This is a genomic window from Mesorhizobium sp. WSM4815 (assembly GCF_055811575.1).
Genome location: NZ_JBVVQS010000093.1, coordinates 158,089 through 181,642 on the forward strand (window position 1 = coordinate 158,089; position 23,554 = coordinate 181,642).

Genomic DNA, 23,554 nt, shown 5'->3' on the forward strand with positions numbered 1-23,554 from the left:
GCGTTAAACAGGTCATCCGGGAGACGAAGATGAAGAAGATCGCCGCCATTGCCGCCCTTTCGGCGTCTACGCTTGGCCAGTCGACCGGCATGTCCTTTGCCGACTACACTCTGAACATCCTGCACATCAACGACTGGCACAGCCGCATCGAAAGCAACAACAAATATGAATCGACCTGCTCGGCCGAAGAGGAGACCAAGGGCGAGTGCACCGGCGGCGCGGCGCGGCTGATCACGGCGATCGCCCAGCAGCGCAAGAAGCTGGAAGGCCAGAACGTGCTGCTGCTCAGCGCCGGCGATAATTTCCAGGGTTCGCTGTTCTACACGACCTACAAGGGCAAGACCGAAGGCGAATTCCTCAACCAGATGAAATTCGACGCCTTGGCGGTCGGCAATCACGAGTTCGACGACGGCGAGGCGGCGCTGGCGCCGTTCCTGGATATGATCAAGTTTCCGGTGCTCGGCGCCAATGTGAAGGCCAACGCGCAATCCAAGCTCGGTGACCGCGTGAAACCGTCTGTTGTGATCGAGGTCGGCGGCCAGAAGATCGGCGTCGTCGGCGCGGTCACCAACGACACGCCGGAGTTGGCTTCGCCAGGCCCTAACGTCACGATCGAGGACGACGTCAAGTTGATCACATCAGAGGTCGAGAGGCTGAAGGGAGAAGGCGTCAACAAGATCATCGCGGTCACCCATATTGGTTACAAGCGCGAGCGTGACGTCATCGCCAAGATCCCGGGTGTCGACGTGGTGGTTGGCGGCCACAGCCATTCGCTGCTGTCCAACACCGACCCCAAGGCTGAAGGCCCCTACCCGACGATGGTCGACAATCCGGACGGCTACAAGGTGCCGGTCGTCCAGGCGGCGTCCTATTCGAAATATCTCGGCGAGTTCAAGGTCGTGTTCGACGACAACGGTGTCGTCAAGCAGGCCGGCGGCGACCCGATCTCCCTCGACAAATCGATCACGCCAGACCCCGCCGTGCTTGCCCGCATCAAGGAGCTCGGCGCGCCGATCGAGGCGTTGAAGAACCAGGAGGTCGCCGAAACCACCAAGGCGATCGACGGCAGCCGTGAGAACTGCCGCACCCGCGAGTGCGAGATGGGCAATCTTGTCTCCGATGCCGTCCTCGACCGCGTCAAGGACCAGGGTGTCGAGATCGTCATCACGAATGGCGGCGGTCTGCGCGCTTCGATCGACCAGGGCACCGTCACCATGGGCGAGGTGCTGAACGTGCTGCCGTTCCAGAACACAGTGGCGACCTTCCAGATTTCCGGCAAGGATCTGGTTGCCGGGCTGGAGAACGGTCTCAGCCAGATCGAGGACGGCGCCGGCCGCTTCCCGCAGGTTGCCGGCCTGAAGTATTCATTCGACAAATCGGCCGCCGCGAATGCCGGGCGCGTCAAGTCGGTCGAGGTCATGCAAGGCGGCGGGTGGACGCCGATCAATCCGGACAAGGATTACCTGGTCGCCACCAACAACTATGTGCGCCAGGGTGGCGACGGCTACAAGGTGTTCGCCGACAAGGCCAGGAACGCCTACGATTACGGTCCGGGCCTCGAACAGGTGGTCGCCGATTATCTCGGCGCGCATCGGCCCTATACGCCGAAGCTCGAGGGCCGCATCACCGAAATCACGACCGCCGCCGCGGCGGAACCGGGCCAGCAACCGGCGCAGGATCCGGCCCAGGAATCGGCGAAGCCGGCCGAGGCTCCCGCTCCGGCCGAGCCCGCAAAACCGGCAGAAACGGCTCCAGCCGCACCGGCGATGCCCGAACCGCCGGCCGGTTCGGACGATATTGCCACGACACCGCCAGCCGTGCCGACGGAACCCGCCCCGACAGCGCCGGCACCAGCGGAGGCTGCGCCTGCCGAGCCGGCAAAGCCGGCCGAAAGCAGCCATGTGATCGTTGCCGGCGACACCTATTGGGATTTGGCGGAAAAGGCCTATGGCGATGGCGCCAGGTGGAAAACGATCTCCGACGCCAACCAGGACTACGAGCCGCGCCGGCTTCCCGTCGGCGCAACCTTGACCATCCCGGCCGCAAACTGAATTCTTCTGTCATTGTTGGAAAACCCGTCCGGCAAACCGGGGCGGGTTTTTCTGCTTTCGCCTCCCAAGCTTAGATAAGGTGCGGCCAGACGCTGCATTGAAAACCGGCGCGGCATCGCTAGTTTCGCGCGGTGTCCGGAGATCCTTTATGACGCCTTCCAACCCTGCCGATCCCAAGGCCGCGACGGTCCTCGACCCGCTGCCGGAAGGACAGCCGCCGGCCGGGGCGGGCAGGATCGGCGTCATGCTGGTTAATCTCGGCACTCCCGACGGCACGGAATTCAAGCCGATGTGGCGCTATCTCAGGGAGTTCCTGTCCGATCCGCGCGTCATCGAACTCAACAAGGCGATCTGGTACCCGATCCTCTACGGGCTGGTTCTCACCACACGGCCGAAGAAGTCGGGCGCCAACTATGCCAGGATCTGGAACCGGCAGCGTGACGAGTCGCCGCTGCGCACCTACACCCGCGCTCAGAGCGAAAAGCTGACCGAGGCGCTGCGCGACCTGCCCGGCGTCAGCGTCGACTGGGCAATGCGTTACGGCAATCCTTCAACCGAGAGCGTCGCCAAAGGGCTGGTCGCGCAGGGCTGCGACCGCATTCTGACTTTTCCGCTTTATCCGCAATATTCCGCGACCACGACCGCCACCGCCAACGACCAGTTGTTTCGCGCGCTGATGAAGATGCGCCGCGCCCCGGCGATCCGCAGCGTGCCGCCCTACTATGCCGAACCGGTCTATATCGAAGCGCTCGCCGCGTCGATTGAGCGCCATCTGGCGAGCCTCGATTTCGAGCCGGAAATGGTCATCGCCTCTTATCACGGCATTCCGAAACCCTATTCCGACAAGGGTGACCCCTACCAGGCCCATTGCCTTGAGACGACCCGGCTGCTGCGGGAAAAGCTCGGCTGGGATGAGAAGAAGCTGATCACCACGTTCCAGTCGCGCTTCGGCGCGCAGGAGTGGCTGCAGCCTTACACCGACAAGACGGTCGAGAAATTGCCCGGAGAAGGCGTGAGATCGATCGCCATCGTCAATCCGGGCTTTTCTGTCGACTGCATCGAGACGCTGGACGAGATCGGCAGGGAGGCGGCGGAAACCTTCCATCATGCCGGCGGCGAAAAGTTCGCGCATATTCCCTGCCTCAACGACAGTGCCGAGGGCATGGCGGTGATCGAGGCGATGGTGCGACGCGAACTGTCGGGCTGGATCTGAAGCGGACATAATCGAGCGCCGCTAACCGGCTTTCTATGCACCGGTTATCCACTATCAAATGATTGTAACGTTCCTGAAACACACTTAAGTGTTTGGTGAAGTCGGTCGCGTTGAAACATTTCCGTGGCCGGCATCTGAGGGAGACCCAAATGGATTTCAGTGGTTTCGATATCGCGCTTCTTGTTCTTGTCGCTCTTGTCGTGCTCGTGCTTTTCAAAGGCATCCGGACAATCCCGCAAGGCTACAATTACACCGTCGAACGCTTTGGCCGCTATACCAAGACATTGAGCCCCGGCCTCAACCTCATCGTGCCGTTCGTTGACCGCATCGGCTCCAAATTGAACATGATGGAGCAGGTGCTCGACGTCCCGACGCAGGAGATCATCACCCGCGACAACGCCACTGTCGCCGTCGACGGCGTCGCCTTCTACCAGGTGCTCAACGCGGCGCAGGCCGCCTACCAGGTCGCCGGTCTGGAGAACGCCATCCTCAACCTGACGATGACCAACATCCGTACCGTGATGGGGTCGATGGACCTCGACGAGCTTTTGTCGAACCGCGACGCCATCAACGAACGCCTGCTGCGCGTCGTCGATGAAGCGGCACATCCCTGGGGCATCAAGATCACCCGCGTCGAGATCAAGGACATCAATCCACCGGCCAATCTCGTCGAATCGATGGGTCGCCAGATGATGGCCGAGCGCAACAAGCGCGCGCAGATCCTCGACGCCGAAGGCCTCAAGCAGTCGCAGATCCTGGAAGCCGAGGGCCGCAAGGAAGCCGCCTTCCGCGACGCCGAGGCGCGCGAACGCTCGGCCGAGGCCGAGGCCCGCGCCACGCAAGTGGTGTCGGAAGCGATCGCCAAGGGCGACGTGCAGGCGCTCAACTACTTCGTTGCGCTGAAATACACCGAAGCACTGACCAGGATCGGCTCCGCCACAAACAGCAAGGTCGTGCTGATGCCTATGGAAGCTTCGTCATTGATCGGCACGCTCGGCGGCATCGGCGCGATCGCCAAGGAAGTTTTCGGCGCAGAGGGCACTGCCGGCACCACGCGGCAGGCTGCACGCCCGCCCGTGGTTCGTCCCAGCGAGACCTGAGGCCATGTTCGAACGCATCATTTCCGAACTCGGACCCTGGGTTTGGATGGTTCTCGGCTTCGTCCTCCTGGTGATGGAGGTCATCGCACCGGGCATATTCATGCTGTGGATCGGCATCGCCGCGCTGCTGATCGGCGTGGTGTCCCTGCTCATCTGGGACGCGGACTTCTGGACCTGGCAGATCCAGGTTCTCGCCTTCCTGGCGATGTCGCTGGTTTCAACCTATGTCGGCAAGAGACTGGTGGGTGGGCGCGATGATGACACCGATCAGCCACTGCTCAACCGCCGCGGCGCACAGATGATCGGCAGGATGGCCACCCTGGACGAGCCAATCAGGGACGGCCGCGGCCGCATAAAGCTGGGCGACACGCTATGGCGTGTCTCCGGCCCCGACCTGCCGGCCGGCACGCAGGTGCGCGTGACGGGCGCGGCCGACACTGATCTGGAACTGACGGTCGAGGCGGTCCTGGACTGATCCGACCATCTCGGCGGGCGACTTTTCAAACAGGCCTGATGTCTGTCAGAGACTGTTTCGAAATTCGCTCTGGCGAGCTCAGGCCGCGCCGATGCGCAGCAGATCGTGCAGATGGACAAGTCCGACCGGCCGTCTGCCTTCGACAACCATCAGGCTGGAGATGGTCGAACTGTTGATCGTCTGCAGCGCGGTCGCCACCAGCGTATCCGGTCCGGCCGTCTTCGGCTCCTTGGTCATGACCTGATCGACGCTCATCGCCAAAAGATTGCTGCCGATGTGGCGCCTGATGTCGCCGTCGGTGATGATGCCGATCAGCGCACCATCCGCAGCGGTTATCGCCACGCAGCCAAACCCCTTGCGCGACAATTCGAGGATCGCTTCGCGCATTCCAGTGCCGGAAGGCACCAGCGGCAGCCTGTCGCCGACATGCATGATTTCGCGGATCTGCGTCAGATTGGCGCCAAGCTGCCCACCGGGATGGAAAGTGCGGAAATGATCCGGCGTGAAGCCGCGCGCTTCGAGCAGCGCGATGGCCAGTGCATCGCCGATCACCAGTTGCAGCAGCGTCGATGTCGTCGGCGCCAGGCCGTGCGGGCAGGCTTCCGGCGCACGCGGCAGCAAAAGCACCACATCGGCCGCCCGCGCCAGCGCCGATCGCTCTCCGGCGGTGACTGCGATCAGCGGAATCGAGAAGCGCCTGGAATAGGCGATGATGCCCTTGAGCTCGCGGCTCTCGCCCGACCACGATATGGCGATGATGGCGTCGTCCCTGGCGATCATGCCGAGGTCGCCATGATTGGCTTCGGCAGAATGGACGAAGAAAGCCGGCGTGCCGGTCGAGGCGAGCGTCGCCGCGATCTTTGAGCCGATATGGCCGCTCTTGCCGACGCCGGTGACGATGACGCGGCCGGCGATATGCGACACCATATCGACGGCGCGCGCGAACGGTTCAGTCAACCCGTTCTCGAGCGCGGCCGCCAGCGCCGCGACACCGGCCTGCTCGGTCGCTACCGTTCTAAGCGCCGAGGCGATCGAAGCCTGCCCATCGAGCCGCTTCTTGTCTGGGGATCCCGCATGCATGGCTGATGCGATTAGCGCTTTGCTGCGCGCCTGTCCAACGGAATTGCCATCCGTTAGCCGTCAAGTGGGCTTTGATCGACCGCCGCCTCAACCCAACGTTAACCATCCCCGTTTACGGTTCGGTAAGTATGGCGCGCGTGCGCCGCGCAAGCAGTGGTAGCGATGTCCGAGGCCCCGCCTGAAAAGAAAAGAAGACGAAACGGCAAGGCGGTCTGCGCCTTGCTGCTGGCGACCAGCGTCTTCGCCTTGCTGCGGCCTGCGCAGCCCTATGCCCAGGTAACCGAGCTGCGCGGCGAGGTTTCGGAATCGGCGATTCTGGACGACCAGCAGCGCAAAACCAGGCAATTGAGCATCGCCCAGGATCAGACGGCGCAGGCCGGTGCAACCACCCAGAGCACGGCGCCGACGCCCGCCTATCAGCCGGCCAGCCCGGGCGCCGTGCAGGACGAAGACGCGGCACCGGCGACCGGAAGCATTTTTGATCCGCCGGAAGCAACCGACGATCCGTTTGCGGACGCCCCCGTTCCCGTCCCGCCGCGCCGGCCATCGAGCGCAACCCAGGGCGCAGCCGATCAGGACGAAGCCGCCGAGACTCAGGCCGCCACCGCGACGACGGTCCCGACGGATGACGAGGACACCGCCGAGACGGACCCAATCAATTCCCGTGCCGTGACCATCGATTCCGCCGACAGGCAGCAACTCGATCCGGGCGCCGAGCGCGCCGAAGCCATCGAAGGCCGGGACAGGAGGGCCGAGGACGACCCGTTCGCCGCCACCGGCATCAAACTCGGCTCCTTCGTGATCAGGCCGACGCTCGAGCAAGGCCTGAAGGCATCATCGAATGCCGATTCAAGCAGCGAAGGCAAGCCGGCCCTGCTGTCGGAAACGACGCTGCGCTTCAACGCCATCTCCGACTGGCGGGAGAATTCGGCTACCGTCGACGGCTACGGCACCTTTCTCAAGACCCTATCGGGCGACGAGGTTGAGGAGGCGCGCGGCCGTGTCGAAGGCACGCTCAATGTCGACTTCGACAACGATCTGCGCGCCATCGCCAGGCTCGGTTACGAGGCGGCACCGGAATCGGCTTCCTCGCCGGTCGTCATCGAAGGCACCGCCGAGCAGCCGGTGCGCCAGACCATCGACGGCAGCCTGGCGGTCGAGAAGGATGCCGGCAAGATGCGCTTCGCCCTGACCGGCGCCGTCGAACACGACATCTACGGCGACGCCAGGCTTTCGACGGGCGGAACGCTGTCGCAGAAAGACCGCGATTCGACGCTCTATACCGCCACCTTGCGCACCGGCTATGAGATTTCGCCCGCCATCACCCCTTTCACCGAGGTCGAAATCGGCCGCCGGGTCTATGATTTGCGGGTCGACAGCAATGGTTTCGAACGATCCTCGACGCGGCTTGGGGTTCGGGCCGGCGCCGAGCTCGACCTCGGCGAGAAGCTTGCCGGCGAGTTCTCGGCCGGCTGGCTGCGCGAGGCGATCGACGATGACCGCCTGCCGGCAATTTCGGGCGCCACGGTGAACGCCGACCTCAGATGGTCGCCGCAACGCGGCACCACGATCGGCCTCACCGGGCAGACGATCGTCGAGGGCACGACAACCGCCGACGAAAGCGGCACCATCCTTTACTCCAGCCGCCTCACCGCCGAGAGGGAAATCCGTGCCAACCTGATCGGCAACGCAGCTCTCGGGGTAGACTGGCGCGACTACATCGGGTCGGACGGCCATGATCTGACGCTGAGCGCCGAGGCCGGACTGACATGGTGGCTGAACCGATATGCCGGACTGACCACCCGCGCCAGAACTGAAAAACAGACCAGCAACATCGAGGGCCGCGACTACACCGCCCACAGCATCTTTGTCGGGGTGACGCTGCAGCCGTAAACCAAGCCGCCGCGCACCCTCGGTTCAGGCCCGAGAGCATGCTTTTGCGCGCATGCATTAGCCCGGAGTTAGAACGCCGCGCCCCGCTGCTCTGACGGTTTCATCTCGTCGAGAAGCTTGCTGATAACGCCCGCCATGCGTCCGTTCATGTCGCTGCGCCACAGCGCGAAGGCGACGTTGGCCTCGACAAAGCCTTCCGGCGATCCGCAATCGAAGGTGCGCCCTCGGTAGTGGCAGCCATAGAAGGGCTGCTGCTTCTCCAGCTTCAGCATCGCATCGGTGAGTTGTATCTCGTTGCCGGCGCCCTTCTCCTGGCCTTCGAGTATCCCAAATATCTCCGGCTGCAGGATGTAGCGCCCGTTGATGTATAGGTTGGAGGGTGCCGTGCCGGTCTTCGGCTTTTCCACCATACCGGTAATGCGGAAACCGTGATGCGTATCCTCGCCGCGGCCGACGATACCGTATTTATGGGCCTCGGCGGGGTCGCATTCCTGAACCGCGACGATGTTGTTGCCGGTCTCGGCATAAAGCTCGACCATCTCCTTCATGCAGCTTTTTTCGGACTGCATGATCATATCGGGCAAAAGCAGCGCGAAGGGCTCGTCGCCGACCAGCTCGCGGGCACACCAGACGGCATGGCCAAGGCCAAGCGGCACCTGCTGGCGGGTGAAGCTGGTCTGCCCTGGCGAAGGTTGCAGCCGCTGCAGGCGGGCGAGCTCGTCGTCCTTGCCGCGTTGGGCGAGCGTGTCATAGAGTTCGAACTGAACGTCGAAATGGTCCTCGATCACCGCCTTGTTGCGTCCGGTCACGAAGATGAAATGCTCGATGCCGGCTTCGCGTGCCTCGTCGACCACATACTGGATGACTGGCCTGTCGACGACGGTCAGCATTTCCTTGGGTATGGCCTTGGTGGCCGGGAGAAAACGCGTGCCGAGGCCAGCGACCGGGAAAACTGCCTTGCGAACTCTCTTCATGCTGTCAAATATCCGCTTCTAAGGCTGTTCGGCAATCCCGCTTCAAGACATTTTCGTGCCGGAATCTGGGATTATGGAACGGCTGGTCAGAAAAAATCTGTAGTCCGTAAAGCACCAACCCGCCTTTTCGTTCCCAACGGCACCTATGGTAAACTAAATGCTAACCGGGTTCGGCGATGAATGATCTTCCTGTGATGAAGAAGGAGGAAAAGATGTCCGTTCGCGACGCCGCAAAGCGCTTCACCAGCATCGTTGCGGCCGCCAGTCTGTCGCTTGCCTTGCTGATGCCCACCGGATCGGCTTTTGCCGACGCCGGTTTTCGGCAATGGGTGGCGAGCTTCCGCGCCACCGCGGTGCGGAGCGGCGTTTCCGGCGCCGTTTACGACCGCGCATTCGAGGGCATCAGCGATGCCGACCCGGTGGTGCTGGAAAAAGCGCGTTATCAACCCGAATTCACCGCGCCCGCCTGGGACTATTTCGACAACCGCGTCCATGACCAGTCGGTCGCTGTTGGCAAGCAGATGGCCAGGAAGTGGAAGCCGTGGCTGGACAGGATCGAGGCAAGATACGGCGTCGACCGTCACATCCTGCTGGCGATCTGGTCGATGGAATCGAACTACGGCGAAATCCTCAAGCGCGACGACGTCATGCGCAATGTCGTGCGTTCGCTGGCCACGCTTGGCTATGCCGATTCGAGACGATCGAAATTCGCCCGCACGCAGTTGATCGCGGCGCTGAAGATCCTGCAAAGGGGCGACATTGATAAAAGCCACCTCAGTGGCTCATGGGCCGGCGCCATGGGCCATACCCAGTTCATTCCCACCAGCTACCAGGCCTATGCGGTCGACATGGACGGCGACGGCAAGCGTGACATCTGGAATTCGATTCCCGATGCATTGGCAACGGCCGCCAATCTGCTCAGGAAGAACGGCTGGCAGGCCGGCAAGACCTGGGGCTATGAAGTCAGCCTTCCCGACGGAAAGAAGTTCCCGGCCGGATCGAAGTCGTTGTCGCAATGGCAAGCGCTGGGTGTCACGCGTGCCAACGGCAAGCCGTTCAAGAGTGGGGAGAAGGCCACGCTGAAGGTGCCAGGCGGCCGCGGCGGCCCGGCTTTCCTGATGGTCAAGAATTTTTCGGTCATCAAGCGTTACAACAATGCCGACAAATATGCGGTTGCCGTTGGCCTTCTTGCCGACGAAATCGCCGGTTATGGTGGGCTTGTGCAGGACTGGAAGCGGCCTTTCACGAAGCTCTCCTTCGAGGAGAGGCAGGAGCTTCAACAACGGCTTTCCCAGTACGGCTACTATGACGGCAAGTTCGACGGCAAGATCGGCGAGGGATCGAAAGCCGCCATCATGGCCTTCCAGGCGAAGGCTGGCTTGACCCAGGACGGACATCCGAGCATGGAAGTGCTCAAATGGCTCAGGCAGAACTAGCCTCGCATAGGGCAGACCTGTAGCATCGGACCCAAACCGGTTTTGAGGAAATCCGATGCTCAACTTAAGGTAGAGCGGCGGCACGGTTGTATCAGAGTCCGGCGCTCTTTAGGGATGGAGACGGTAATTGGTTTCGGCTGCGCGTATCCGTGTGATCCTTCGTCGCGTGCCGATCCTGATTCTGGCTATTGCCGTCCTGGCCGTCGGCACTGCCGCCGTCTTTCACACGCCGGCCGTGGCGCAGGAAGAACAAAGGCGTGGCTGGTCGCTGCGCGACCTGTTGTTTCTGCGCCGAAGCGAGCGGATGGAGCCGCCACGACTGATTGAGCCGCGACGGATTCAGAGGATCGGGCCACGCAAGCCAAAAGTCAGAAAGTCGCGTGCCGCGCCGCGCCGGCCGGCTGAGCCGGCAGCCCCCATTGTCGAGAAGGCGCCGGATGCCCGCACTGTTCTGGTGGTCGGCGATTTCATGGCGACCGGCCTCGCCGAGGGTCTCGAGACCGCCTTTGCCGAAAACAACAAGGTCAGGATCGTCGTTCGCAGCAATGGTTCGTCCGGTTTCGTGCGTGACGATTTCTACAACTGGCCCGAACAGATCAAGTCGCTGATCGAGGCCGAAAAACCGGCGGCCGTGATCGTCATGCTGGGTTCCAACGATCGGCAGCAGATGCGCGTGAACGGTGAACGCGAACAGCCACGGTCCGAAGCGTGGACCAAGGAATACGAACGCCGTACCGAAGCGTTCGGCAGGGCCATCGCATCGGCCAAGGTGCCGTATCTGTGGGTCGGCATGCCGGCCTTCAAGGCGCCGAAGATGACCTCCGACATGCTGGCTTTCAACGACATCTACCGCTCGACGGCCGAGAGCCATGGCGGCGAATTCGTCGACATCTGGGACGGTTTCGTCGACGAGGAAGGCGCCTTTGTCACCAGCGGGCCTGATATCAACGGCCAGCCGGTGCGCCTGCGCACCGACGACGGCATCCGTGTGTCGAAAGCCGGCAAACGCAAGCTCGCCTTCTATGCCGAAAAACCCTTGCTGAAGATCCTTGGAATGACCTCGCCTCCGGGCACACTGGCAGCTTATGCGCCAGCCGGCGCTCCGGTCGGGGCGCCGACACCGACACCCATGCCCGTCGATCGCACCGTGCCAATGCTGCTCAGCGATCCGGCACTCGACGGCGGTTCGGAACTTCTCGGCGCCGCAGCGCCGGCAAAGGCGGACGGGCCTGGCGAAAAACTCTTCGTCGAGGGCAAGGTATCAGCTGCTTCGCCCGGACGCGCCGACGATTTTTCCTGGCCGCCAAGGAAGCAGCCTGCGGCGCCGGCCGTGCCCGAAACGACCACCGCGATCACTCCGTAAACCTGCCGGGCGGGCCGCACAAGTAGGAGACGGTCTCAGCGCGGCAGCACGCTCGATCCCATCAGCGCCTCGTCGATCGAACGCGCTGCCTGACGGCCCTCGCGGATCGCCCAGACGACCAGCGATTGACCGCGGCGCACATCGCCCGCCGCATAGAGTTTTTCGACGCTGGTCTTGTAGTCGCGATCATTGGCCTCGACGTTGTTCGAGCGGCGGCTGTCGATGGCGATCTTCATCTGGCCAGCCAGTTCCGACACCGGCCCGACGGCGGCCGGCCCGGCAAAGCCGATGGCGATGAAGGCGAGATCCGCGCGGATGACGAATTCCGTGCCGGCGATCGGCTTGCGCTTTTCATCGACCTCGCAGCATTTGACGCCGGTCAACGCGCCGTCCTCGCCGATGAATTCGAGCGTCGCCACCTGGAACTCGCGCTCGGCCCCTTCCGCCTGCGAGGACGAGGTGCGCATCTTCGTCGCCCAGTAGGGCCAGACCGAAAGCTTGTCTTCCTTTTCCGGAGGCTGCGGCCGGATGTCGAGCTGGGTGACGCGCACGGCGCCCTGGCGGAAGGCGGTGCCGACGCAGTCGGACGCGGTGTCGCCGCCGCCGACGACGACGACATGCTGGCCGCCGGCGACGATCGGCGGCGACGGCCACGCCACCGACTGGATCGGCTCGCCGCCGATGCGCTTGTTCTGCTGCACCAGGTAAGGCATCGCGTCATGCACGCCGTCGAGATCGTCGCCGGGAATGTTGGCCGGGCGCGGCGCTTCCGAACCGCCGCAATAGAGCACCGCATCATACTCGGCGAGCAGCTCCGCAACCGGCTTGTCGACGCCGACATTGATCCCGCAGTGAAAACTCACGCCCTCGCCTTGCATCTGCTCGATGCGCCGGTCGATGTAGTGCTTCTCGATCTTGAAGTCGGGGATGCCGTAGCGCATCAGCCCGCCCGGCCGGCTCTCGCGCTCGTAGACGTGGACGTCGTGGCCGGCGCGGCCAAGCTGCTGGGCGGCCGCCATGCCGGCCGGCCCCGAGCCAATGATTGCGACGCGCCTGCCGGTCTTCCTTTCCGGCGGATAGGGCCGGATATGACCGGTTTCATAGGCCTTGTCGGCGATCGCCTGCTCGATCGTCTTGATGGCGACCGGAATGTCCTCGAGGTTCAGCGTGCAGGCTTCCTCGCAAGGTGCCGGACAGATGCGGCCGGTGAATTCCGGGAAATTATTGGTCGAATGCAGGTTGCGGATCGCATTGTCCCAGTCTCCATTGTAGACGAGGTCGTTCCAGTCCGGGATCTGGTTGTGGACCGGGCAGCCGGTCGGCCCATGGCAGTATGGAATGCCGCAATCCATGCAGCGCGCGGCCTGTTTCTCGACCTCCTTGTCCGACATCGGCAGCGTGAACTCGCGAAAATGCCGGATGCGGTCGGAAGCCGGCTGGTACTTGTGCACCTGCCGGTCGATCTCGAGAAACCCTGTTACCTTGCCCATAGTCCAGTCCCTGCTGTCCAGATGGCGCGCTCGACGACGCACCCGTTAACCTCATAAGGCAGCCATGGCAACCTTCAGTCCGAGGCCAGGATTGTTGATGAAGGCGTCGACCGGGAAGCTTTGCTTCCCGGCAACTCCCAAAGCCTATTCCGCCGCAACGCCCATGCGCATGCGTTCCATTTCGATCAGCGCACGGCGGTATTCGACCGGCATGATCTTCCGGAATTTCGGCCGGAAAGTCGCCCAGTTGTCGAGGATTTCGCGGCCGCGCACCGAACCCGTGTAATGGACGTGGTTCGAGATCAGCTGATAGAGCCGCTCCTCATCATGGCTGGTCATGTCGCCGGACACGTCGACGCGGCCTTTGTGGTCGAGGTCGCCGCCATGATGGAGCAGTTTCTCCATCAGGTCGTCTTCTTCGGGAACGGGTTCCAGTTCGACCATCGCCATGTTGCAGCGCTCGGCGAAATCACCCACCTCGTCGAGCACATAGGCGACACCGCCCGACATGCCGGCGGCAAAGTTGCGGCCGGTCTGCCCGATGACGACGACAATGCCGCCGGTCATGTATTCGCAGCCATGGTCGCCAACACCTTCGACGACGGCGGCGACGCCCGAATTGCGAACCGCAAAACGCTCGCCGGCGACGCCGCAGAAATAGGCCTCGCCCTCGGTCGCGCCGTAAAGCACCGTGTTGCCGACGATGATCGACTCCGCTGCGACGATTTTCGTGTTCTCAGGCGGGCGGATGACGATGCGGCCGCCCGACAGGCCCTTGCCGACGTAGTCATTGGCGGCACCGACCAGCTCGAACGAAACCCCACGCGCCAGGAAGGCGCCGAAGGACTGGCCGGCGGTGCCGGTGAGCTTGACCGAGATCGTGTCCTCGCGCAGGCCCTTGTGCTTGAAGCGCTTTGCCACTTCGCCCGACAGCATGGCGCCGGTCGAACGGTCGACATTGCGGATCGGCAGCTCGATGCTGACCGGCTGCCTGGCGTCGAGCGCCGGCTTGGCCAACTCGATCAGCTTGCGGTCGAGCACGTCGTCGATCGGATGCTTCTGCCGCTCGGTCCAGTGCACCGCCTCATGCGGGGCATCCGGCTTGAAGAACATCTTGCTGAAATCGAGCCCGCGCGCCTTCCAGTGCTGGATCAGCGCACGCTTCTCCAGGAGTTCGGTGTCGCCGATGATCTGGTCGAGATGGGTGTAGCCCATCTCGGCGAGCAGCGCCCGGACCTCTTGCGCCACATAGAAGAAGAAGTTGATGACATGTTCCGGCGTGCCCTTGAAGCGCTTGCGCAACACCGGATCCTGCGTCGCGACGCCGACCGGGCAGGTGTTGAGATGGCACTTGCGCATCATGATGCAGCCGGCCGCGATCAGCGGCGCGGTCGAGAAGCCGAATTCGTCGGCGCCAAGCAGCGCGCCGATGACGACGTCGCGGCCGGTGCGCAGGCCGCCATCGACCTGCAGCGCGACGCGCGACCTGAGGCCGTTGAGCACAAGCGTCTGGTGCGTCTCGGCAAGGCCCATTTCCCACGGGCTGCCGGCGTGCTTGAGCGAGGTCAGCGGCGATGCGCCGGTACCGCCGTCATAGCCGGAAATGGTGATGTGATCGGCGCGCGCCTTGGCGACGCCGGCCGCAACCGTGCCGACACCGACTTCCGAAACCAGCTTGACCGAGACATCAGCCGCCGGATTGACGTTCTTGAGGTCGTAGATGAGCTGCGCCAGATCCTCGATCGAGTAGATGTCGTGATGCGGCGGCGGCGAGATCAGGCCGACGCCGGGCGTCGAATGCCTGACCTTGGCAATGGTGGCATCGACCTTGTGACCGGGCAGCTGACCGCCCTCGCCAGGCTTCGCGCCTTGCGCCACCTTGATCTGGATCACATCGGAGTTCACCAGATACTCCGCCGTCACGCCGAAACGCCCGGAAGCGACCTGCTTGATCGCCGAACGCTCGGGGTTCTTGCCGCCGTCCGGCAGCGGCAGGTAACGGTCGGCTTCTTCGCCGCCCTCGCCGGTGTTCGACTTGCCGCCGATCATGTTCATGGCGCGCGCCAGCGTGGTGTGCGCTTCCCTGGAGATCGAGCCGAAGGACATCGCCCCGGTCGAGAACCGCTTGACGATATCGGCAGCCGACATGACCTCGTCGAGCGCGACCTTCTTGCGCCCGGTTTCTTCGGCCAGCCTGATCTTGAACAGGCCGCGAATGCTCTGCGCCCGCGCCGTCTCGCTGTCGATCTGAGCGGAATAGTCCTTGAACGTCTGCGACGACCCCTGGCGCACGGCGTGCTGCAGGGTGGCCACCGCATCGGGCGACCAGATATGCGCTTCGCCGCGCATGCGGAACATGTATTCGCCGCCGACCTCGAGGCTGTTGCGCAGCACCGGGTCGTTGCCGAAGCCGTCGGCGTGGCGGCTGACCGTCTCGGCCGCGATCTCTTCCAGCCCGACGCCTTCGATCAGCGTCGCGGTGCCGGTGAAATATTTTTGCACGAAGTCGGTCTTCAGCCCGATGGCGTCGAAGATCTGCGCGCCGCAATAGGACTGGTAGGTCGAGATGCCCATCTTCGACATCACCTTGAGAATGCCCTTGCCGATCGACTTGATGTAGCGGGAGACGACCTCATTGGCGTCGACTTCGGCCGGCAGCTCGCCGCGCTTGTGCATGTCGAGCAGCGTGTCGAAGGCGAGATAGGGATTGATCGCCTCGGCGCCATAGCCCGCAAGGCAGCAGAAATGATGCACCTCGCGCGGTTCGCCGGACTCGACCACCAGCCCCACCGATGTGCGCAATCCCTTGCGGATCAAATGATGGTGGACCGCCGCCGTCGCCAGCAATGCCGGGATGGCGATGCGGTCCGGCCCGAGCTGACGGTCGGACAGGATGATGATGTTGTAGCCGCCGGCGACCGCCGCCTCGGCGCGCTCGCACAGCCGGTCGATGGCGCCCTGCATGCCGGCCGCGCCTTCGTTCGAAGCATAGGTGATGTCGATCGTCTTGGTGTCGAAACGGTCCTCGGTGTGACCGATGGAGCGGATCTTCTCAAGATCGCCATTGGTCAGGATCGGCTGGCGCACTTCGAGCCGCTTGCGACGCGAATTGCCGACGAGGTCGAAGATGTTCGGCCTCGGCCCGATGAACGACACTAGGCTCATCACCAGTTCCTCGCGGATCGGGTCGATAGGCGGGTTGGTGACCTGGGCGAAGTTCTGCTTGAAATAGGTGTAGAGCAGCTTCGATCTGTCCGACATCGCCGAAATCGGCGTGTCGGTGCCCATCGATCCGACCGCTTCCTGGCCGGTGGTCGCCATCGGCGACATCAGCAGCTTGGTGTCTTCCTGGGTAAAGCCGAACGCCTGCTGACGATCGAGCAGGCTGACGTCCCTGCGCAGCGCCCGCGGCTCGACCGGTTTCAGGTCTTCGAGGATGAGCTGGGTGTTGGCGAGCCAGCCCTTGTAGGGATGCCTGGTCGCGATCTCCGACTTGATCTCCTCGTCGGAAACGATGCGGCCCTTCTCCAGGTCGATCAAAAGCATGCGGCCGGGCTGCAGCCGCCACTTCTTGACGATCCTTTCCTCCGGCACCGGCAGCACGCCGGCTTCCGAGGCCATGATCACGCGATCGTCGTCGGTGACGATGTAGCGCGCCGGGCGCAGCCCGTTGCGGTCGAGCGTGGCGCCGATCTGGCGGCCGTCGGTGAAGGCCACCGCCGCCGGCCCGTCCCACGGCTCCATCAGGGCGGCGTGGTATTCATAAAAGGCCTTGCGATCTTGATCCATCAGCTTGTTGCCGGCCCAGGCCTCAGGGATCAGCATCATCATCGCGTGGGCGAGCGAGTAGCCGCCCTGCGTCAGGAATTCGAGCGCATTGTCGAAACAGGCGGTGTCCGACTGCCCCTCATAGGAGATCGGCCACAGCTTGGAGATGTCGTTGCCGAACAGTTCGGAATCGACCGAGGCCTGCCGCGCCGCCATCCAGTTGACGTTGCCGCGCAGCGTGTTGATCTCGCCATTGTGGGCGACCATGCGATAGGGATGCGCCAGCTTCCACGACGGGAAGGTGTTGGTCGAGAAACGCTGGTGGACGAGGATCAGCGCCGTCTCGAAACGCGGATCGGTCAGATCCTTGTAATAGGCGCCGACCTGATAGGCCAGGAACATGCCCTTGTAGACGATGGTCCGCGATGACATCGACACGACGTAGAAGCCATTGTCGACGCCCTTGGTCTCTTCGTGGATACGACCGGAAATGACCTTGCGCAGGATGTAGAGCCGCCGTTCGTAATCGTCGTCGCTCTCGATCTCGGCGCCACGACCCAAAAACACCTGCCGCTGGACCGGTTCTGAAGCAGCGATATCAGGCGCCTTCGACAGCGATGAATTGTCGACCGGCACGTCGCGAAAGCCGAGCAGCGGCTGGCCTTCGAGCTGCGCGACCTCGGCGATGATGCCTTCGATATGCGCCTGAAGCTCAGGATCGCGCGGCATGAACACATGGCCGACGGCGTAATGGCCGGGCTTGGGCAGTTCGACGCCCTGGCTGGCCATCTCCTCGCGGAAGAAGCGGTCGGGAAGCTGCACCAGCACGCCGGCGCCGTCGCCCATCAGTGGGTCGGCGCCGACGGCGCCGCGATGCGTCAGATTTTCGAGCACCGCCAGGCCGTCCGTGACGATCTGATGCGACTTGACGCCCTTCATATTGACGATGAAGCCGACGCCGCAGGCATCGTGCTCGTTGCGCGGATCGTAAAGGCCGTGGGCGGCGAACCCGGTAGGGGTCCGCCCGATCTTGGTCAGGCCAGTGGCGATGGACGGATTTTTGACGGCTGGCGCTTTCGTCTGCGCGGCCGGGCCGTTCGTCGCAGATGGCGTCACTTCCGTCATCGTCCTGTCCTCCATGCCAGCCCTTCGGGCGCTGGTTTCCGTTGGGAAGCGCATGAGCCTCCCTCTCATCCTTGCGGCACGTCTTGCGAAATCCCGTCTTGCGAAATCCTTGCAGAACCAGGCGGCCTGGTTCGCATCCGGCAATCGTACAGGCCAGAGCCGGGCTGTCTACCTGTCGCTCGCGGCAATGGCCGGAGAGGCCCAATGATACGCCAATCCAGCCTGTTTTGTGCGACAAAATAAGACAGCACTACTGTCCTAAATTTTTATGACAGAAATTGCGGATGCGCACAAGACCGATTCACAACAATCATGGGCATCTAGAGACAGAAAATTACGCGCCACTCCGCCAAAACGCAACCTTCAGTCGTCCGCCTTAATGCATGTCGCGCAAAAGTGTGCAGCGGTTTTGCGATAACGACATGCATGAAAACCAACCTAAAGCGCGTCGCATGAGGCCGGCCGAACGCGACGCGCTTTAGGTCCCCGGCCTCTCGCTGGCTTTACCGCTTTTCCGGCACTTGGCACTTGCGAGCGGCATGCGAAAGCGGCCAAGGTCGCCTTGATTTTCCCAGCACAGGCAAACGCATGAATTTCGCTTCCGACAATTGGGCAGGCGCCCATCCCAGCATCGCCGCGGGCCTGTCGGCCCATGCCGGCGGCTTTTCCACCGCCTATGGCGACGGCGCCCTCGACGAGGCCGCATACCAGCGCTTCAACAAAATCTTCGAGCGCGAGGTCGCGGTGTTTTTCGTGGCCACCGGCACCGCCGCCAATTCCCTGTCGCTGACCGCCTACAACAAATCGGGCGGCATTTCCTTCTGCCATCGAGAGTCGCATGTCATCGAGGATGAATGCGGCGCCCCGGAATACTTTACCGGCGGCTCACGGCTCCATCCCGTCGACGGCGCGCTGGGCAAGATCGATCCGAATAGGCTGGACAGGGCGGTCGACCGGTTCGCGGCTGAAATCGTCCATTCCGGGCGCCCGATGGCGGTGTCGATCACCCAGTCGACCGAGGTCGGCACCATCTACACACTGAACGAAATTGCCAGGATTTCGGCGATCGCCAAGCATCACAAACTGCCGCTGCACATGGATGGCGCCCGCTTCGCCAATGCGCTGGTCGCGCTCGAGACAACACCGGCGCAGATGACCTGGAAGGGCGGCGTCGACATCCTCTCTTTCGGCGGCACCAAGAACGGCTGCTGGTGCGCCGAGGCTATCGTGCTGTTCGACCTCGACCGCGCCAGGGAACTGGCCTTCCTGCGCAAGCGCGCGGCGCAATTGTTCTCGAAATCGCGCTTCATCGCAGCGCAGTTCGAAGCCTATTTCAAGGACGACCTGTGGCTCGACACGGCCCGGCATGCCAACGCCATGGCAGCACGCCTCGCAGCACTGATCGAGGATTCCGCGTCGGCGCGTCTGGCCTGGCTGCCGCAAGCCAACGAAGTGTTCGCGGTGATGAAAAAGGCCAAGGCTGAACGGGTGCATTTGGCTGGTGCCGCCTTCTACGACTGGCACAAGCCGCACGACTTTGATGGCCATATCGGCGAGGACGAAGCGCTCTATCGTTTCGTCACCAGCTTTGCGACCACGGCCGAAGAGGTCGACCGCTTTGGCGAGCTAATTGCTGGATAGCGGCACCTATCCATCAAAAGGGCGGCGCCAGGCGCCGCCCTCGTCTGTTAGGTCGTCTTTGTGACGCAGCTTACGCGGTGGTCTTGGCCTCGATCTGCTTGGCCTTCGCCGAAGACGCGGTGATCGCGATCTTGCGCGGCTTCAGCTCCTCGGGAATATTGCGCTTGAGGTCGACGAAGAGCAGGCCGTTCTTCAGCGAGGCGCCGACGACATCAACATGGTCGGCAAGCTGGAAGCGGCGCTCAAAGGCCCGGCTGGCGATACCGCGATAGAGCAGTTCAGAGCCTTCGCCATTGCCCTCCTTGCGCTCACCCTTGACTGTCAGAACGTTGCGGTGAGCCTCGATCGAGAGCTCATCGTCCGAGAAGCCGGCGACCGCCATCGAGATGCGATAGGAATCCTCACCGGTGCGCTCGATGTTGTAGGGCGGATAGGTCTGTGCACCTTCCGGCTGCGCAAGCGAATCGAGCATGGTGAACAGCCGGTCGAAACCGACGGTCGAACGATAGAGCGGGGAAAAATCAACGTGACGCATAGTGTGTTCTCCTGTTGAGCAACAAACGTATGGCCGGTGCGAAACCCGTGACGGCGTTCCGGATGGGCCAGCGGCCCCGACATTGGCGGCCGCAACAGACATTTGGGGAGCACGAGAAGGCATTTCAAGATTCTGCCGCCTCGATGAACGGCAGATGAACCGCGGCTTCGGCGGACGTTCAGCTAAGTCGCGCTAGACTGCTTCCAGGATCAAGGAACAGGCGGCGGTTACGGCGTCGCGCGTCCTCTCGGACACGCAAAAGGAAGCTGTAACACTTTGATTGCGCATGATTCACGGCGAAATCGGCTGCGGTTTTCGCGGTTATGCGCGAGATGCCGCAACGAGGCCGACCGGGGTGTAACGTCCCTTCCTCCCGGATCGACGGGGGGCCGGAAGCACGCCGCAAGCTGCTTTCGGCCTCACTCGCCGGCTGGCTCGTTCAGCCTTTCCAACGCGTCCGGAATTCCTTTGCTTTTGCTGCCCTTTGCTTTTGCTGCATGGGGCGTCTATGCCTACCAAAGCTTGCGCCATGCAGGCAGCGACACTTAAAACGCAGCGCCGAATGACGGACCTCCTCGACAAAATTCCCCTCTTCCACGAAATTCCGGGCAATCCGCTGCCGGAAAATGCGGCCCGTGGTTTCTTCACCGCGCGCGACGGCAAGAAAATCCGTTATGGCCTCTTTCCCGCCGTTGCCCGCCCGATGAAGGGCACCGTGGTCCTCTTGACCGGCCGCAACGAGTGCATCGAAAAGTATTTCGAGACCATCCGCAACCTCGCCGACCGCGGTTTTGGCGTCGCCACCTTTGACTGGCGCGGCCAGGGCGGTTCCGACCGGCTGATCAGCGATCGCGAGCGCGGCTATGTCCGCAGTTTCTTCGACTACACCGGCGACCTGGAACAGTTCTTCGAGGAGATCGTGCTGCCCGACTGCCGGGGGCCGTATTACATATTGGCCCATTCGGCCGGGGCGGTGATCACGCTGCTTGCCGGGCCGTCGATGGTGAACCGCGTACGGCGCATGGTGCTGATCGCGCCCTTCCTGGCGGTGCCCGACCTGCCCGTCTCGACAACCACCGTTCGCCGCCTCTGCTCGCTGTTCTGTCTGCTGGGGCTTGGCAAGCTTTATGCCGCCTGGGGTCCGCGGCCCAGAAAAACCATACCCTTTGCCGTCAACAAGGTGACATCGGATCCCGAGCGGTATCGGCGCAACACGCTGCTCTACGAAACCTACCCGCAGCTGGCGCTCGGCGGCCCGACGATCCGCTGGCTGAAAGCGGCAGCGCAGGCCTCCGAGGTCATCAGCGATCCCGACTTCATGGCCAGGATCCGGGTTCCCTTGTTGGTGGTCGCCGCTGGCGCCGACCAGGTCGTCTCGACTAAAGCGGTGGAAACCTACACCAGACGCCTGCGTCTCGGTTCACTGCTGGTGATCGATGGTGCACGCCATGAAATATTGCAGGAAGCCGACTTTTATCGCGAGCAGTTCTTTGCCGCCTTCGATGCCTTCATTCCGGGAAGCGACAACAACTCCTGATTGAGTGCTCCCTCGTGACGCGCAAAAGACCGCTCCAAATCATTGAAATCCATGACTTGGCTTGAAAGAATGACTTGGCTTGAAAAAATGCCTGCCAGGTCGATCGTCGGCCTACACTTGCCGGGCGAAATCCATGATCCAGTTGGTCTCCCAGGTCTTGCCGCTATCCGCTGAAAAAGCCTGCTCCCAGCGCGCCGATTTTTCAGTGATCCGCGACCACAGGAAGCGAATCTGGATAGCGCGTCCGTCAAAAACGTCTTCACACAGGAACGTGCCGACGCCTGCTTGGAAGGCGCCGCGCATCGGAATATCGATGGTCGCCGGGCTGCGGCCGTCGATCCACCAGATCGACCATTGTCTCGTCGCCGGATCGAAGGTCCGCAGCGTAGCGGCGCGATAGGCGCCGCCGGGCAATTCAATCACATTGTCATCGACATTGCCGAGCCCGCCAAGGATCGGGCGCACCTCGCATGTCCCGCCAAACACGTCCCAGTTCGTGTCGCCTTGCAGGCGCTCCTGCAACCTTCGATGGCTGACGTTCCAGCGTCCGAAGAAGAAATCGAAATCGGCCCGCCCATCTCCCAGGGCATTTTCTGCCGGCGCATTTTCTACTGGAGCATCTTCGGAACGGCTGGTTGTTGACTGCGTCGGCATGAGACTCCCTCCCGTGGCATTGTCTCCATAGCCGAGAGCTGCTGACACCCTGCCGTCAGGAGCATTGGGTTATCGTCGCTGTGGGCACCACAGTGCGTAATGGCCAGCTGCCCAGCCGGTTCAGCCACGCAGCGCCGCCATCGCGGCGGCATGAAGCTCCGGCGTTGCCGCAGCCAGGATGTCGCCGCCCCTTTCCGCCGGTCCGCCTTCGAAGGTGGTGACGACGCCGCCGGCCTTCTCGATGATCGGGATCAGCGCGACGATATCGTAGGGTTTCAGACCGGGGTCGGCGACGATGTCGACGCTTCCCGCCGCGACCATGGCGAAGGCATAGCAGTCGGTACCGTAGCGGGCGAGTTGGACCTGCCGCTCGAACAGGTCGTAGCGCAGGCGCGCGTCTCCCTTGAACAGTGCCGGCGTGGTGGTGAACAGCGTCGCCTCGGCGAGGCTTGTCGTCTTGCGCGTCGTCAGCCTTCGCGGTCCGCCCGGGCCTTCATAATGGGCGCCGGACGCGTTGGCGTAGAAAAGCTCGCCGGTAAAAGGCTGCGACATCATGCCGGCGACGGCATCGCCGTCGACGGTCAGCCCGACCAATGTTCCCCACACCGGCAGGCCGGAAATGAAGGCACGGGTGCCGTCGATCGGATCGATCACCCAGACATGCCTGCTGGAAATGTTCTCGCTGCCATGCTCCTCGCCGAGGATGCCGTGATCGGGATATTCCGCTGATATGAGCGCGCGGATGACCCGCTCGGCCTCGCGGTCGGCCTCGGTGACCGGGTCGAAGCTGCCTTGCTCCTTGTTGGCGACCGCGCCCTGGCTGCGGAAGCGCGGCAAGGTTTCGGCTGCGGCGGCATCCGCAATGCGCCGCATGAAATCGATGCTGATGTCCAACTGATTCTCCCGCGTAATGCATGTCGCGCAAAAGTGTGCAGCGGTTTTGCGATAACGACATGCATAAAACAACAACCTAAAGCGCGTCGTTCGGTCAAACGCGAGGCGCTTTAGCGTGCTGGAACCATCGTCTGCCTGTGGATTTCCGCCAAAACAAGGGCGTGCGGGACTTTTGCGCATCGACGACTGTTGCTCGAATGCAACGCTGGCGCCCTCGAAACGCAGTTTCCACATCATTGTGAATTAAAAACGCCGCACGGCGGCTTGACATTTGTGCATCGCACAATAGATTTGTTCTCGGACAGGTTCTCCTGTCCATGCCCTC

16 protein-coding genes are annotated in these 23,554 nt (G+C 62.7%); 9 read left to right on the plus strand and 7 right to left on the minus strand.

Going from position 1 to position 23,554, the window contains the following annotated elements:
- Window positions 1–29: 29 nt before the first annotated feature.
- From AC0L2B_RS15770 to AC0L2B_RS15785, 4 genes are all read left to right on the plus strand, one after another.
- Window positions 30–2,051 carry a 5'-nucleotidase C-terminal domain-containing protein gene (locus AC0L2B_RS15770; RefSeq protein WP_473745978.1) on the plus strand — a complete coding sequence of 674 codons (2,022 nt, stop codon included), beginning with the start codon at window positions 30–32 and terminating at the stop codon, window positions 2,049–2,051.
- 148 nt (window positions 2,052–2,199) lie between these two features.
- Window positions 2,200–3,264 (plus strand): ferrochelatase, encoded by a 1,065-nt coding sequence (gene hemH, locus AC0L2B_RS15775; protein WP_473745979.1) that lies wholly within the window; start codon window positions 2,200–2,202, stop codon window positions 3,262–3,264.
- A 149-nt stretch (window positions 3,265–3,413) separates the two neighbouring features.
- A complete protein-coding gene (locus AC0L2B_RS15780) occupies window positions 3,414–4,364 on the plus strand; it encodes an SPFH domain-containing protein (protein WP_091594884.1) in 951 nt (316 codons plus the stop codon).
- Between the two features lie 4 nt (window positions 4,365–4,368).
- A complete protein-coding gene (locus AC0L2B_RS15785) occupies window positions 4,369–4,839 on the plus strand; it encodes an NfeD family protein (protein ID WP_473745980.1) in 471 nt (156 codons plus the stop codon).
- Window positions 4,840–4,917: 78 nt separating this feature from the next.
- Here the strand turns inward: AC0L2B_RS15785 and AC0L2B_RS15790 are convergent, their stop codons facing one another.
- Window positions 4,918–5,919, minus strand: coding sequence for a KpsF/GutQ family sugar-phosphate isomerase (locus AC0L2B_RS15790; protein ID WP_473745981.1), 1,002 nt, complete (start codon window positions 5,917–5,919; stop codon window positions 4,918–4,920).
- A gap of 162 nt (window positions 5,920–6,081) precedes the next feature.
- Between AC0L2B_RS15790 and AC0L2B_RS15795 the strand changes: the two genes are divergently transcribed.
- A complete protein-coding gene (locus tag AC0L2B_RS15795) occupies window positions 6,082–7,812 on the plus strand; it encodes an outer membrane beta-barrel protein (protein WP_473745982.1) in 1,731 nt (576 codons plus the stop codon).
- A gap of 68 nt (window positions 7,813–7,880) precedes the next feature.
- On the opposite strand, the gene galU is transcribed toward AC0L2B_RS15795, so the two are convergent.
- Window positions 7,881–8,786, minus strand: a complete 906-nt coding sequence (gene galU, locus AC0L2B_RS15800; RefSeq protein ID WP_023798070.1) for a UTP--glucose-1-phosphate uridylyltransferase GalU — start codon at window positions 8,784–8,786, stop codon at window positions 7,881–7,883.
- 212 nt (window positions 8,787–8,998) lie between these two features.
- On the opposite strand from galU, the gene AC0L2B_RS15805 reads away from it, so the two are divergent.
- Together AC0L2B_RS15805 and AC0L2B_RS15810 are read left to right on the plus strand one after the other, a co-directional pair.
- Window positions 8,999–10,222 (plus strand): lytic murein transglycosylase, encoded by a 1,224-nt coding sequence (locus AC0L2B_RS15805; RefSeq protein ID WP_091594951.1) that lies wholly within the window; start codon window positions 8,999–9,001, stop codon window positions 10,220–10,222.
- Window positions 10,223–10,349: 127 nt separating this feature from the next.
- Window positions 10,350–11,585: an SGNH/GDSL hydrolase family protein gene (locus AC0L2B_RS15810; RefSeq protein WP_473745984.1), complete on the plus strand. Its 1,236-nt coding sequence runs from the start codon at window positions 10,350–10,352 to the stop codon at window positions 11,583–11,585.
- A 35-nt stretch (window positions 11,586–11,620) separates the two neighbouring features.
- On the opposite strand, the gene AC0L2B_RS15815 is transcribed toward AC0L2B_RS15810, so the two are convergent.
- Both AC0L2B_RS15815 and gltB read right to left on the minus strand, forming a co-directional pair.
- Window positions 11,621–13,075 carry a glutamate synthase subunit beta gene (locus AC0L2B_RS15815; RefSeq protein WP_473745985.1) on the minus strand — a complete coding sequence of 485 codons (1,455 nt, stop codon included), beginning with the start codon at window positions 13,073–13,075 and terminating at the stop codon, window positions 11,621–11,623.
- 144 nt (window positions 13,076–13,219) lie between these two features.
- On the minus strand, window positions 13,220–17,968 hold the full coding sequence (gene gltB / locus AC0L2B_RS15820) for a glutamate synthase large subunit (protein WP_473745986.1): 4,749 nt from the start codon (window positions 17,966–17,968) through the stop codon (window positions 13,220–13,222).
- 588 nt (window positions 17,969–18,556) lie between these two features.
- Between gltB and AC0L2B_RS15825 the strand changes: the two genes are divergently transcribed.
- Window positions 18,557–19,609, plus strand: coding sequence for a threonine aldolase family protein (locus AC0L2B_RS15825; RefSeq protein WP_473745987.1), 1,053 nt, complete (start codon window positions 18,557–18,559; stop codon window positions 19,607–19,609).
- Window positions 19,610–19,679: 70 nt separating this feature from the next.
- Here the strand turns inward: AC0L2B_RS15825 and AC0L2B_RS15830 are convergent, their stop codons facing one another.
- Window positions 19,680–20,144, minus strand: coding sequence for an Hsp20 family protein (locus AC0L2B_RS15830; protein WP_023798077.1), 465 nt, complete (start codon window positions 20,142–20,144; stop codon window positions 19,680–19,682).
- 562 nt (window positions 20,145–20,706) lie between these two features.
- Between AC0L2B_RS15830 and AC0L2B_RS15835 the strand changes: the two genes are divergently transcribed.
- The gene (locus tag AC0L2B_RS15835; protein ID WP_473745988.1) at window positions 20,707–21,681 is read left to right on the plus strand and encodes an alpha/beta fold hydrolase; all 975 of its coding nucleotides are present in this window, start codon (window positions 20,707–20,709) and stop codon (window positions 21,679–21,681) included.
- 111 nt (window positions 21,682–21,792) lie between these two features.
- Here the strand turns inward: AC0L2B_RS15835 and AC0L2B_RS15840 are convergent, their stop codons facing one another.
- Together AC0L2B_RS15840 and hisN are read right to left on the minus strand one after the other, a co-directional pair.
- Complete coding sequence (locus AC0L2B_RS15840; RefSeq protein ID WP_473745989.1) at window positions 21,793–22,335, minus strand: DUF1579 domain-containing protein; 543 nt, start codon at window positions 22,333–22,335, stop codon at window positions 21,793–21,795.
- Window positions 22,336–22,455: 120 nt separating this feature from the next.
- A complete protein-coding gene (gene hisN / locus AC0L2B_RS15845; RefSeq protein ID WP_091600418.1) occupies window positions 22,456–23,229 on the minus strand; it encodes a histidinol-phosphatase in 774 nt (257 codons plus the stop codon).
- Window positions 23,230–23,554 lie beyond the last annotated feature (325 nt).

Excerpts from the sequence above, each read along its gene's own strand:
- AC0L2B_RS15770 (WP_473745978.1), top strand. The coding sequence starts at position 30 with ATGAAGAAGATCGCCGCCATTGCCGCCCTTTCGGCGTCTACGCTTGGC.
- hemH (WP_473745979.1), top strand. The coding sequence starts at position 2,200 with ATGACGCCTTCCAACCCTGCCGATCCCAAGGCCGCGACGGTCCTCGAC.
- AC0L2B_RS15780 (WP_091594884.1), top strand. The coding sequence starts at position 3,414 with ATGGATTTCAGTGGTTTCGATATCGCGCTTCTTGTTCTTGTCGCTCTT.
- AC0L2B_RS15785 (WP_473745980.1), top strand. The coding sequence starts at position 4,369 with ATGTTCGAACGCATCATTTCCGAACTCGGACCCTGGGTTTGGATGGTT.
- AC0L2B_RS15790 (WP_473745981.1), bottom strand. The coding sequence starts at position 5,919 with ATGCATGCGGGATCCCCAGACAAGAAGCGGCTCGATGGGCAGGCTTCG.
- AC0L2B_RS15795 (WP_473745982.1), top strand. The coding sequence starts at position 6,082 with ATGTCCGAGGCCCCGCCTGAAAAGAAAAGAAGACGAAACGGCAAGGCG.
- galU (WP_023798070.1), bottom strand. The coding sequence starts at position 8,786 with ATGAAGAGAGTTCGCAAGGCAGTTTTCCCGGTCGCTGGCCTCGGCACG.
- AC0L2B_RS15805 (WP_091594951.1), top strand. The coding sequence starts at position 8,999 with ATGTCCGTTCGCGACGCCGCAAAGCGCTTCACCAGCATCGTTGCGGCC.
- AC0L2B_RS15815 (WP_473745985.1), bottom strand. The coding sequence starts at position 13,075 with ATGGGCAAGGTAACAGGGTTTCTCGAGATCGACCGGCAGGTGCACAAG.
- gltB (WP_473745986.1), bottom strand. The coding sequence starts at position 17,968 with ATGACGGAAGTGACGCCATCTGCGACGAACGGCCCGGCCGCGCAGACG.
- AC0L2B_RS15825 (WP_473745987.1), top strand. The coding sequence starts at position 18,557 with ATGAATTTCGCTTCCGACAATTGGGCAGGCGCCCATCCCAGCATCGCC.
- AC0L2B_RS15830 (WP_023798077.1), bottom strand. The coding sequence starts at position 20,144 with ATGCGTCACGTTGATTTTTCCCCGCTCTATCGTTCGACCGTCGGTTTC.
- AC0L2B_RS15835 (WP_473745988.1), top strand. The coding sequence starts at position 20,707 with ATGACGGACCTCCTCGACAAAATTCCCCTCTTCCACGAAATTCCGGGC.
- AC0L2B_RS15840 (WP_473745989.1), bottom strand. The coding sequence starts at position 22,335 with ATGCCGACGCAGTCAACAACCAGCCGTTCCGAAGATGCTCCAGTAGAA.